This is a genomic window from Leptolyngbya sp. UWPOB_LEPTO1 (genome assembly GCF_017302695.1).
GTDB lineage: Bacteria > Cyanobacteriota > Cyanobacteriia > Leptolyngbyales > Leptolyngbyaceae > Leptolyngbya > Leptolyngbya boryana.
Map to the genome: position 1 here is coordinate 18,869 of NZ_JAFLCJ010000030.1, position 13,275 is coordinate 32,143.

At 48.3% G+C, this 13,275-nt stretch carries 6 protein-coding genes; 2 read left to right on the forward strand and 4 right to left on the reverse strand.

The window, feature by feature from the left end; translation table 11 throughout:
* Nucleotides 1–49: 49 nt before the first annotated feature.
* Nucleotides 50–391, reverse strand: coding sequence for a hypothetical protein (locus J0L70_RS28070; protein WP_017288463.1), 342 nt, complete (start codon nt 389–391; stop codon nt 50–52).
* A 278-nt stretch (nt 392–669) separates the two neighbouring features.
* Between J0L70_RS28070 and J0L70_RS28075 the strand changes: the two genes are divergently transcribed.
* Nucleotides 670–6,504: a HAMP domain-containing protein gene (locus J0L70_RS28075; RefSeq protein WP_287456727.1), complete on the forward strand. Its 5,835-nt coding sequence runs from the start codon at nt 670–672 to the stop codon at nt 6,502–6,504.
* Nucleotides 6,505–6,549: 45 nt separating this feature from the next.
* On the opposite strand, the gene J0L70_RS28080 is transcribed toward J0L70_RS28075, so the two are convergent.
* Together J0L70_RS28080 and J0L70_RS28085 are read right to left on the reverse strand one after the other, a co-directional pair.
* A complete protein-coding gene (locus tag J0L70_RS28080) occupies nt 6,550–7,977 on the reverse strand; it encodes a sensor histidine kinase (protein ID WP_287456728.1) in 1,428 nt (475 codons plus the stop codon).
* A 5-nt stretch (nt 7,978–7,982) separates the two neighbouring features.
* Nucleotides 7,983–8,375, reverse strand: coding sequence for a response regulator transcription factor (locus J0L70_RS28085; RefSeq protein WP_017288466.1), 393 nt, complete (start codon nt 8,373–8,375; stop codon nt 7,983–7,985).
* A gap of 160 nt (nt 8,376–8,535) precedes the next feature.
* On the opposite strand from J0L70_RS28085, the gene J0L70_RS28090 reads away from it, so the two are divergent.
* Nucleotides 8,536–11,775 carry a hybrid sensor histidine kinase/response regulator gene (locus tag J0L70_RS28090; protein WP_287456729.1) on the forward strand — a complete coding sequence of 1,080 codons (3,240 nt, stop codon included), beginning with the start codon at nt 8,536–8,538 and terminating at the stop codon, nt 11,773–11,775.
* A gap of 97 nt (nt 11,776–11,872) precedes the next feature.
* Here the strand turns inward: J0L70_RS28090 and purT are convergent, their stop codons facing one another.
* The gene (gene purT, locus J0L70_RS28095) at nt 11,873–13,105 is read right to left on the reverse strand and encodes a formate-dependent phosphoribosylglycinamide formyltransferase (protein ID WP_190647837.1); all 1,233 of its coding nucleotides are present in this window, start codon (nt 13,103–13,105) and stop codon (nt 11,873–11,875) included.
* Nucleotides 13,106–13,275 lie beyond the last annotated feature (170 nt).

The following is a 13,275-nucleotide window of genomic DNA, read 5'->3' on the forward strand; positions in this document are numbered from 1 at the left end:
GATTTGCCTAGAGCATGAGAAACATATCACTGAAGCCTTTCGGATAAGATTAGATTTGGGGGTCAGAAGACTCGTTTGATCTTAGATCTGCTAATAAGAGATTGATTCGTTCTGCTACATCTGCTCTTCCTTCTGCTGGAGCATCGCGGAGAAAGACATCAATAATAAACCAGCGACATAGGAGCGGATCGACTGACACGAGATGCAGGATCACCTGATTGAGAACCTCGGTGAGAAGTCCATCCGGCAGACGACGCAGTTCATTGCGAATGACGATCGCTTCTTCTAGATTTTGGCTCTGACCTACTTTCAATACAGCTTTGACGACAGACTCGACTAAATGATTGAAATCTTCGGCACTGGGTTCTTGATTAAATGACTGACCTTTCAAAAGAGAATTCCTTTACTAATGTTAAATGAGTAAGACCTACAATCCAAGCAATGAATTTAGCGGAGTGCTAAGCAAAGCACTATACTACGCCCGCGTTAAAATAGGTTGATAGCTGTGTATTATCTTCTATCTAAAGATAGAAAGCAGCAAAGATTACCTCCATTGGTAGAAGCCATTCATAGATATAGAAGACGGATAATGAGTCCGAATATGTCTCTGGTATTGGATTGAAGCAGAGAAAATTCTGACTTTGGCTTAAACTACCCGTTCACTTTGCTATGACAACCGCACCTCTCACCAGCGAATCAGATAATCTTGATCTTCAGCAGCTTCTCAGAACACTGATTGAAGTAAAAAGGGGCAATTTCTCTGTCCGAATGCCGATCGATCAAACTGGAATTGCAGGAAAAATTGCCGATACGCTCAATGACATCATCGAGATGAATGAGCAAATGGCAACCGAGCTAGAACACATCAGCACTGTGGTTGGCAAAGAAGGAAAAATTAGTGAACGAGCTACGATCGACAATGCGCGCGGCGCTTGGAAGGCATCGATCGGCTCTGTGAATACGCTGATTACCGACTTAGTACAGCCGATGACTGAGACGACACGAGTGATTCGGGCAGTCGCAACCGGAAATTTAACCCAAACGATCGCGACTGAGATTGATGGTAGACCTCTACAAGGAGAATTTCTGCAATCCGCTCAAATCGTCAATACAATGGTCGATCAGCTCAATTCCTTTGCGTCAGAAGTGACGCGAGTGGCGCGGGAAGTCGGAACCGAAGGCATGTTGGGCGTGCAGGCAGATGTGCCCGGAGTTGCGGGTACATGGAAAGATTTGACCGATAGCGTCAACTCGATGGCGGGCAATCTCACAGCACAGGTGCGGAACATTGCCGAAGTAACCACAGCCGTGGCAAATGGGGATCTCTCGAAGAAAATTACCGTCGATGTCAAAGGTGAAATTCTAGAGTTGAAAAACACGATCAATACAATGGTCGATCAACTCAATTCCTTTGCGTCAGAAGTAACGCGAGTGGCGCGGGAAGTGGGAACCGAAGGCAAACTTGGAGTGCAAGCAGATGTTCGAGGGGTTGCAGGGACGTGGAAAGATTTGACTGATAGCGTCAACTCGATGGCAGGCAATCTGACCGCACAGGTGCGGAACATTGCTGAAGTGACCACAGCCGTGGCAAATGGGGATCTCTCGAAGAAAATTACCGTCGATGTCAAAGGTGAAATTCTGGAGTTAAAAAACACTGTTAACACAATGGTGGATCAGCTTAATTCTTTTGCTTCGGAAGTAACACGGGTAGCACGAGAAGTAGGAGCAGAAGGAAAGCTTGGCGGTCAAGCACAGGTCAAAGGCGTTGCAGGTACGTGGAAAGATCTCACGGACAGCGTGAACTTTATGGCGGGAAGCTTAACTGCACAAGTGCGGAACATTGCCGAAGTAACCACAGCCGTGGCAAATGGGGATCTCTCGAAGAAAATTACCGTCGATGTCAAAGGCGAGATTTTAGAGCTGAAAAACACCATCAATATCATGGTGGATCAGCTTAATTCTTTTGCTTCGGAAGTAACGCGGGTGGCGCGAGAAGTCGGAACAGAAGGGAAGTTAGGCGTGCAAGCTCAAGTGCGTGGCGTTGCCGGAACTTGGAAAGATCTCACCGACAGTGTGAACTTCATGGCAGGTAATTTGACTGCACAGGTCAGAAATATTGCTGAAGTTACTACAGCTGTGGCAAATGGTGATCTCTCGAAGAAGATTACCGTCGATGTCAAAGGTGAAATTCTCGAACTGAAGAACACGATCAACACCATGGTGGATCAGCTCAGTTCATTTGCGTCAGAAGTGACGCGGGTGGCGCGAGAAGTGGGTTCCGAAGGCAAACTTGGAGTACAAGCAGATGTTCGAGGGGTTGCGGGTACGTGGAAAGATCTCACCGACAGTGTGAACTTCATGGCAGGGAGTTTAACTGCACAAGTGAGAAACATTGCAGCCGTGACGACGGCGGTCGCAAATGGTGATCTCTCGAAGAAAATTACCGTCGATGTCAAAGGTGAAATTCTAGAGTTGAAAAATACCGTCAATACAATGGTTGATCAACTTAACTCATTTGCTTCTGAAGTCACACGAGTGGCGCGGGAAGTGGGTTCCGAAGGCAAACTCGGAGTACAAGCAGAAGTTAAGGGTGTTGCTGGAACTTGGAAAGATCTCACCGACAGCGTGAACTTTATGGCGGGAAGCTTAACCGCACAGGTGAGAAATATTGCTGAAGTTACAACGGCGGTCGCAAATGGCGACTTGTCAAAGAAAATTACGGTCGATGTCAAAGGCGAGATTTTGGAGTTGAAAAACACGATCAATACGATGGTGGATCAGCTCAATTCGTTTGCTTCGGAAGTCACACGAGTCGCGCGAGAAGTGGGTACTGAAGGAAAGTTAGGTGTGCAAGCCTATGTCCGAGGTGTGGGTGGTACTTGGAAAGATTTGACCGATAACGTCAATTTGATGGCAGGCAATCTCACAGCACAGGTACGGAACATTGCAGAAGTCGCAACTGCGATCGCGAATGGCAATCTCTCTAAAAAGATCACCGTTGATGTCAAAGGAGAAATTCTCGATCTGAAAAACACCATCAATACAATGGTCGATCAATTGAGTTCCTTTGCTTCTGAAGTGACGCGGGTTGCTCGTGAAGTGGGCACTGAAGGGAAGTTAGGCGGTCAAGCGCAAGTCGTTGGAGTCGCTGGAACCTGGAAAGATTTGACTGATAACGTCAATTCGATGGCAAGCAATCTCACAGCACAAGTGCGAGGTATTGCACGAGTGGTAACTGCGGTTGCGAATGGAAACTTGAAACTGAAGTTAATGCTTGATGCCAAAGGTGAAATCGAAACGTTAGCTGACACGATCAACGAAATGATTGATACGTTGGCAACGTTTGCAGAACAAGTGACTACCGTTGCGCGAGAAGTTGGAAGTGAAGGCAAACTGGGAGGACAGGCGAAAGTTCCGGGGGCATCAGGAACGTGGCGCGATTTGACCGACAACGTGAATGAACTTGCAGCGAATCTAACAACGCAAGTAAGAGCGATCGCTGAAGTTGCAACGGCGGTCACGAAGGGAGATTTAACGCGATCGATTTCTGTTGAAGCCAAAGGAGAAGTCGCGGTTCTCAAAGACAACATCAACCAGATGATCGCCAACTTGCGCGAAACGACGCAAAAGAACACCGAACAAGACTGGCTCAAAACCAACTTGGCGAAGTTCACGCGAATGCTACAAGGTCAGCGCGATTTAGAAACCGTCTCCAAACTGATTTTGTCAGAATTGGCTCCCTTAGTATCGGCACAGCACGGAGTCTTCTATTTGATGGAAGCGAGCGAAAATCGTGCATCTTATCTCAAACTCCTCAGCACCTATGCTTATCGAGAGCGCAAGCACTTAGGAAACCGTTTCCAACTCGGAGAAGGGCTGATCGGACAATGTGCGTTAGAGAAAGAGCGCATTTTGCTGACTGAAGTACCGCCTGAATACATCACCATTAGTTCGGGATTGGGCGAAGCGGCTCCGTTAAATGCAGTTGCACTACCTGTGTTATTTGAAGGACAGGTAACAGCGGTGATCGAACTTGCTTCATTCTCTCGGTTTAGCGATATTCACTTAACTTTCTTCGATCAGTTGACCGAAAGTATTGCGATCGTCCTCAATACGATCGCGGCGAGTATGCGCACCGAAGAACTCCTCAAACAGTCGCAATCTTTGGCAGAAGAACTCCAAAGTCAACAGAAAGAACTCACAGAAACTAATCAACGATTAGAACAACAAGCACAATCGCTGAAAGCTTCTGAAGAACTCCTGAAAAACCAACAAGAGCAACTCCAACAAACCAATGAAGAACTCCAGGAAAAAGCTGAACTATTAGCCGTGCAAAACCGGGAAGTAGAACGCAAAAACCAAGAGATTGAACATGCGCGTCGATCGCTAGAAGAAAAAGCCGAACAACTTGCCTTAAGTTCTAAATACAAGTCTGAGTTTCTGGCGAATATGTCCCACGAGTTGCGAACGCCGCTCAATAGTTTATTAATCCTGGCTCGTCTCTTTGCCGACAACACGGAGAACAACCTCACGGATAAGCAGATCGAGTATGCTCGCACCATCTATTCTTCTGGAAATGACTTGCTCGGACTGATCAATGACATTCTCGACCTCGCGAAAATCGAATCGGGAACAATGTCGCTCGATCCAGAACCCATGTCATTTACTGACCTGCGAAATCATCTCGATCGCACCTTCCGGCAAGTTGCCCAAGATCGCAAACTTGATTTCCAAATGCACTTTGATTCACAGTTGCCGCGCAGTTTGTACACCGATGCGAAACGGTTACAGCAAGTGCTGAAAAACTTGCTCTCGAATGCGTTCAAGTTTACTGAACAAGGTCAAGTGAGCCTTAGAGTCAGTCTTGAAACTGGGGGATGGAGTTTTGATCAAAACATCCTGAATCGTGCCGATCGTGTGATTGCGTTTGCCGTTTCTGACACTGGAATTGGTATTGCACCGGACAAACAACAGGTGATTTTTGAAGCCTTTCAGCAGGCAGATGGGACGACCAGTCGCAAGTACGGCGGGACAGGCTTAGGCTTATCGATCAGTCGAGAAATTGCTCGATTGTTAGGAGGCGAAATTCGATTGCAAAGCGAACTTGGGCGAGGCAGCACTTTTACGCTCTATCTCCCCCAAAATGATAGCGGGCGTTGGGATTCCTCTAGATCTGCATCAGCGATCGCTGCGTCCCCATCTCCGATAGTTAGGTCTGCGGCAATGCAATCCGCCTCTGAAGCTCCAACCTCGACCAGTAATCCGCCAGAACCAGCAATTACAGTGCTTGAGCAAACGATCGAAGATGACCGAGACAGCATTCAGCCTGGAGACTTGACCCTGCTGATGATCGAAGACGATGTGAATTTTGCTCGCATTTTACTCGATGTAGCACGGCAGCAAGGCTTCAAAGGCATCGTTGCAACGCGCGGCAATGTTGGTCTAGAACTCGCACAGCAGTTTAAACCGACGGCAATCATGCTCGATATTCGCCTGCCTATTCTGGATGGTTGGATGGTGTTAGATCGGCTGAAGCATCACAATGCTACTCGCCATATTCCCGTTCACATCATGTCCGTCGAGGAAGGCTTACAGCGGAGTTTACGACAGGGTGCGATCGCTTATCTGCAAAAGCCTGTGAACAGTGAATCTCTGCGCGATGCTCTGTCAAGTATCAAAGAATTTGTCGAGCGTCCCGTGAAAACTTTACTGGTTGTGGAAGATGATGACGTGCAGCGTCAAAGCATTGTCGAGTTGATTGGCAATACTGATGTCGTCAGTACGGCTGTAGGAACTGGGACAGAAGCGCTAGAAATGCTGCGATCGCAACGCTTTGATTGTCTTGTGCTCGATCTAGGATTGCCTGACATGGATGGATTTGCCTTCCTAGAGCAAGTCAAGCAAGAACCGAGCCTCATCCATTTACCCATTATCATCTACACCGGAAAGGATCTGACTGCTCAAGAAGAACGAGAACTGCGACGCATTTCGGACACTATCATTCTCAAAGATGTGCGATCGCCAGAACGCTTGCTGGATGAAACTGCTTTGTTTCTGCATCGGGTGCAGGCGAATTTACCAGAAATGCAGCGACAGATGCTAGAGCGATCACAGCAAGAGGATAGAACCCTGGCAGGCAAAAAAATTCTCATCGTCGATGACGATATGCGGAATATCTTTGCGTTGACGAGTGTTCTAGAGCGGTATCAGATGGAAATTCTCTATGCTGGAAATGGTCGAGAAGGCATTACGATGCTGCAAGAACATCCAGATATTGATTTAGTGTTGATGGATGTGATGATGCCAGAAATGGATGGCTATGAAACAACACGAGCAATTCGACAAGACCACCAGTTCCTCAATTTACCGATCATTACACTGACTGCAAAAGCAATGCGAGGCGATCGAGAAAAATGTATGGAAGCCGGAGCATCAGACTACATCACGAAACCTGTCGAAACTGATCAACTTCTCTCGGTACTTCGAGTTTGGCTTCAACGCTAGTTCTATTGTTTTTGGGAGGCATTTCTATGCCTCCTACATTCGGCATTACTTCATGGATCGAACAGGCAAACAAATTGTGAATTTAGTTCCCTGCCCAATCGTACTACTTGCCGTGATCGTGCCCTCATGGGCTTGGATAATGCGTTGTGCGATCGCAAGCCCTAATCCTGTACTACTACCTTTTCGCGACGGATCACCCGTGTAAAACTGCTCAAAAATTCGGGGCAATGCAGTTTGCTCAATGCCAGGACCTTGATCTTGAATGATAATGATGATGTGCTGACCGTCACGTGTCCCCGTGATAGAAACTTGAGAATGTTCTTTGAAATATTTGATAGCGTTATCCAAAATATTCAGCAAAGCTTGCAAAAGTCGCTCTGGATCACCAACGAGGGAAACCCTTGCAATATTGAGATGAAACGACATGTGGTGCATCTGCATTCGCGTTTCTACCGCTCGAACTGCCCGATCGATTAACTGCCTCAGGTCAATTCGCTGCTGCTCTAGCACCGTTGCCCCCGCTTCTAATCGCCCCAAATCGAGGAGGTCATGAATCAAGCGGGCTAATCGCCGTGTTTCATCTTCAATGGTTTGAAAAAAGCGATCGCGCAAATTCGGTTCTTCCACTGCTCCATTTTGCAGGGCTTCTACTGTCACTTGAATATTGCTAATGGGGGTACGCAGTTCATGTGAAACATTTGCGAGAAAAGTACGCCGCTCTTGATCCAATGACGCTAACCGTTCACTCATACGATTGAGTTCGTTCGCAAGTTCATCTAACTCATTACTTTGACGAATACTTAACTTGTCACCAAAGTGACCGCTGCCTAAACGAATGGCAAAATTTCGCATCGTTTGTATGGGGATAGAAACACTTCTAGCTAAGCGATCGCTAATGACAGCACATAGAATCATGGTCAGCAAGAGCGTCCCAATGACCGTCCACCATAAAAATGAAAACTGCTGTTGGAATTGTTCTAGCGTCACTGACATTCGCAGCACGCCGAGAAACTGCCCATTACGCCAAATCGGGCGTGCAACATACAAGCGATCGTCGCCTGAGAATATCCCTTTCGCTGTTCCCTGCACTGTCCGATTTTGCAAAGCTTCTTGCACCCCCGGAACTGCCAGCCAGTTTGTAATGTGACGGTCTGTCTGGGCAGAAGATGCGAGGAGCTGCCCTTGTGGACTCAAAACGCGCAGCGTTATAGTTTCGGGCTTCCCGTAGCGTTGCATGAACTGTTGAACTCGCGCAATATTCTGCTGTTCTAACTCATCTGCAACACTCTCGCTAATTGCAGTCGTCCAATTTTCTAAATCGGTTTGTCGCATCTGGATAAAGTAGCGAGACAGCGATTGCAGCAGAAACCCCGCCATCAATGACGTTCCTAGCACTGTGAGCAACCAGTAAGTGACCAAGAGCTTTGTGTGTAAGGAATTCCACTTGATTGAACTCAATGGTTTAAGCCGCATTGCCCTTACTCTACGATCGCTGATCCTTCACCTGCCGAATGCCGCCGCAACAACACTGCCCGAATCCGCGCCAGCAATTCCCGTGTGTTAAACGGCTTGGTGATGTAATCATCGGCTCCGGCTTCGAGTCCCCAGGTTTTGTCGAGATCTTGATCTTTTGCTGTCAGCATGACGATGGGAACATCAGAAAACGCTCGAATGCGCCAACACACTTCCATACCTCCCACCTCTGGCAGCATCAAATCCAGTAAAATTACATCTGGTACTTGCTTGTGAAAGAGTTTTAAGGCAGCAGCACCGTCCGCTGCGGTTGTGACGTGATAGCCTTCTTTCTGCAAAGCGTAGCTTAGGCTATCCCGTAAGGGTGCTTCATCATCAACCAGTAAGACATGAGGCATAATTCGTAACTCAGACAGTTCGCCCTAGAGAATTCACTTCTTATCTATTTTCATCTTGAAGGGACAACGATCACACGTCCGAATTGCAAAATCCTCCTTTAGTCAGGTTTATCTCTATCTGTGAGTGTCCTATTCTTCCTCCTAAAGGAGGAGAAAGACGATGGCAACTCGGGGAGTTTTTTCAAAGTTGCGTTTAGGACGCTACGCAACTAAACTACGACAGTTTGTCCTCAGTGGTTTCGAGCAAGAAACAACTCAGTTTTGGTATTACGGTCTTGCACTGCTGATCGTGATGACTGCGTTAGGAATTACATTGCTGATCGCTCCCCTGCTGCAAGACACTCCAGCAGCCCTATTTTATGTTGCAGTCATGATCATCTCCTGGTTTGGAGGATTTGGACCTGGCTTGTTTGCAACGCTATTGTCCACGATTTTTCTCAAATACTTTTTTCTAGAACCCTTCCATTCGTTTAGTGCTATCGATCCCAAAACGGTGGTTCAATCTGGCGTATTTGCAATCGCATCAATTTTGATCAGTTACTTGAATGAATCTCGTTTGAATGCAAAACGTCGAGCCGAGGCGAACTTCAAAGCTTGGCGAAACAGTGAATCTCAGTTTACTCACATTACAGAGTCAAATATTATCGGCATCTTTTCAGCCAATTTCAAGGGTTCGATAACCAGCGCAAACGATGCCTTTTTGCAAATGATCGGCTACACACGAGAGGATCTCCTGGCTGGCAGAATTCGGTGGGATACGATGACCCCGCCAGAATATCAGCAGGTGAGTCAGCGATCGCAGCATGAACTTCGCACAGTTGGTTTCTGTACCCCGTTTGAAAAAGAATACATTCGCAAAGATGGATCGCGGGTGCCCATTCTCCTCGGATCAGTGCTGCGTGATGATCAAACCGTCATTGGCTTTGTGCTAAATCGCAGTGAATCCAAGCGCAACGAAGCAGAACGCCAGCAAGCAGAAGCCGCATTGCGAGAGAGTGAGGAGCGCTTACGCTTGGCGTTAACTGCTGCCAATCAGGGATTGTATGATCTGAACGTGCAAACCGGTGAAGCGATCGTTAATGCAGAATATGCGCGGATGCTCGGATATGAGCTAGATGAATTTCAAGAAACCAATGCCAAATGGCGCGATCGCTTACATCCCGATGATCTCGCTGTCACCGCTCAGGCTTATGAAGATTACATTGCCAACAAGCGGAATCTCTATCGGGTGGAGTTCAGACAACGCACGAAATCGGGCGATTGGAAATGGATTTTATCGATCGGTAAGATCGTCGCGTGGGACGATCAGGGGCAGCCGTTGCGGATGCTAGGAATCCATACCGACATGACCGATGCCAAAGAGCGTGAAGCGGAACGCAGTCGGGTGGAAGTCACATTGCGCGAACGAAAACAACGGCTTGACTTGGCAACCAAGGCAGCAAACTTAGGGGTGTTTGAATGGAACATCCAAACTGATCAAGCCGTTTGGGAAAACTCCCGAATGTACGAGATTTTCGGGCGAACTTTAGCCGATGGCGCACTCAGCAAAACGGAGTTAATCAACACTGCCGTTCATCCCGACGATCGAGAGTCGCTTGAATTGAAGTTAACAGAAAGCATGGTGCAGGGCAGTGCCTATCAGGCGGTTTACCGCATCTGTCGGCACGATAATGGTCAGTGGCGTTGGATCGAGGCTAATGGGCAAGTCGAGTTTGCAGCCGATGGTATGCCCCTTCGTTTGGTTGGGATATTGAATGATATTACCGATCGTAAGCACGCAGAACAAGATTTACAGACTGCGGAGGAGCGGTTGCGCCTCGCGCTCAATGCTGCACGAATGGTGGTTTGGGATTGGGATTTGCTTGCAAATCGAGTAGTTTGTTCCGAGAATTCTGAGGAAGTTTGGGGCACACAAATTGGCACTGTGGATGATTTCCTTACTGCAGTCCATCCCGACGATCGTGCCCCTGTGGCACAAGCGATTGGAGACGCGCAGCAGGAAGGAATGTTCCAGTGTGAGTATCGAGTGATTGCCCCTGATCAAACGGTGCGCTGGTTGCACAGCCGAGGGCGGACCTATTTCAATGCGCAGGGACAAGCAGAACGAATGATTGGAGTGTCTCTGGATGTAAGTAAACGAGTGCAAATCGAAGCGGAGCGAGACTTACTGCTCCGGCAGGAACAAGCTGCCCGTGGAGAAGCTGAACGAGCCAACCGCATCAAAGATGAATTTTTAGCGGTTTTGTCTCACGAACTGCGATCGCCGCTTAATCCGATTCTCGGTTGGACAAAACTGCTGCAAAGCCAGAAATTTAGCCCAGAAAAAGCGGCTCAGGCACTCGCCACGATCGAACGTAATGCCAAGCTGCAAGCCCAACTCATTGAAGATTTGCTTGATGTCTCGCGGATTTTACAAGGCAAGATGTTGGTCAATGTTAGTTCTGTGAATTTGGCAACGACGATCAAGGCAGCGATCGAAACCGTTCGCCTCGCTGCAGAAGCGAAAAATATTCAAATTCACGCCACTCTCGATGACGCTGGAAGTCATGAAAATATTGTTGCCGGAGATGCGGCTCGGCTTCAGCAAATCGTTTGGAACCTTTTGACCAATGCAGTCAAGTTTACGCCGCAGGATGGACGGATTGAAGTACGCCTCGATCGCCGCGATGGGTTTGCTCAAATTCAAGTGCAGGATACGGGCAAGGGTATCAGCCCCGATTTTCTCCCTTATGTGTTCGACTATTTTCGGCAGGAGGATGGAGCGACGACCCGAAAATTTGGCGGTCTGGGATTAGGACTCGCGCTTGTGCAACATTTAACCGAACAGCATGGCGGAACAGTCAGCGCAGAAAGTGCTGGAGACGGACAGGGAGCTACGTTCACGATTCGCTTGCCGTTGCAAACGCTGCCTTGCGAAACCGCCTCAGAGCCACCGCCCACGACCTCAACGGCTGACCTACGCGATTTGAAGATTCTGGTCGTCGATGACGAAGCGGATATGTGCAACTTGATGGAGACGATTTTGGAAGCCTATGGCATAGAGGTTAAAGTTGCTGCCTCCGGAATGGCAGCGTTAACGATTCTGGAACAATGGAAGCCAGATTTACTCATTAGTGATATTGGGATGCCGGAGATGGATGGCTATATGTTGATGCGCCAGATCCGACGCTTGGAGGCTGTGCAACGCGAATCTTTGTCAGCAGAACACCCTGGAAGCAATCGTGCGATCGCAAAACAAGCTAACCTGCCCGCGATCGCACTGACTGCTTATGCTGGAGAATTCAATCAACACCAGGCATTCAATGCCGGATTCCAACAACACCTTGCCAAACCGATAGAGCCAGAGCGATTAGTGAATGCGATCACATCCCTGGTTAAAACTCGCCAGAATTGCTCCTGACCTAGTGGAAGCCAGCACTATCACATCAGAAATCTGACGACTCGTTGGCTGTGAAATTATCGAGTAGACCTTGAGGGTATCGAATTTCTGTCTGCGTTCATCTCGAACTCATTGATTCGCCATTATCGACCAAAACAGTAACAGCCGCCGCGCTTGATTTTGCTCGCTCTCTAGCTTGCTCCACCGTATTGCCGAGCGCCAAAGCAACTCCCATCCGACGATTCCGATAAGCCCGAGGCTTGCCAAACAGACGAACTTTACTCGTCGGGATCTGCAATGCTTCACTGATTCCCGTAAATCGAGGATTGTCGCCTGCCACATCGGCGAGAATCACAGCCGAGGCTCCGGGTTGGATGAGGGTAATTTCATCGATCGGAAGCCCCGTGATTGCCCGCACATGCAACTCAAATTCAGACATATTCTGACTAATCAACGTCACCATTCCAGTATCGTGAGGACGAGGACTCACTTCACTGAAGTAAACCGTTTGCTCGGTGTCGCTAGCTCCTTGGATAAACAGTTCAACGCCAAAGAGACCCCATCCTCCAAGCGCTGTCGTAATCTTTTCCGCAATCTCTTGGCACCGTTCTAGCGTCTGGGGATGCAGAGCGCAGGGTTGCCAGGATTCTCGATAGTCGCCACTGACTTGAATATGTCCAATGGGTGGACAAAAGTGTGTCCCCGAAGCAGAGCGAACTGTTAGTAAAGTAATCTCAGTGTCAAAGGAGATAAATCCTTCAATAATCACGCGCCCGCCCTTGGTGCGTCCCCCGGCTTGGGCATATTCCCAGGCAGAGTTTACGTCTGCCTCAGTACGAACGGTACTCTGACCTTTTCCGGAGGAACTCATGACAGGTTTGACGACACAGGGGAATCCCACCTCTGCGATCGCTTGCTGATATTCCGCTTCTGTCTCAGCAAAACGGTAGGGTGAGGTTTTCAGCCCTAACTCTTCGGCAGCGAGCCGTCGAATTCCCTCTCGATTCATCGTCAGCTGAGTTGCCTTTGCGGTGGGAATGACTTTCCAGCCTTCCTGTTCCAGTTCAACCAGGGTAGCCGTCGCGATCGCTTCGACTTCCGGCACAATCAGTCCCGGTTTTTCCTGCTCCACAATTTGCCGCACTTGTGCTCCATCCAGCATATTGATCACATGCGATCGATGGGCGACCTGCATTGCAGGTGCATTCGCATAGCTATCAACTGCAATGATTTCCAAGCCCAGACGCATCGCTTCAATAGCAACTTCTTTGCCCAGTTCGCCAGAGCCAAGTAAGAGAAGCCGTTGAGCAGTGGAAGTCAGGGACGTACCCCAGAGTGTCAGATCAACCATGATGAAAAACGAAAGAAGGTTTAATTTCCTTTCATTATCTGATGTAGAGGAGGGAAGTTAACTTTCAGATCACTCGCATCAGAATGCTTAAGATCCCGGATGAGTTTTATAGAAGCAGCAAAAAATAGAGGGCAATTAAGATGTGAGATGGAACTCACCTATCCGTATGA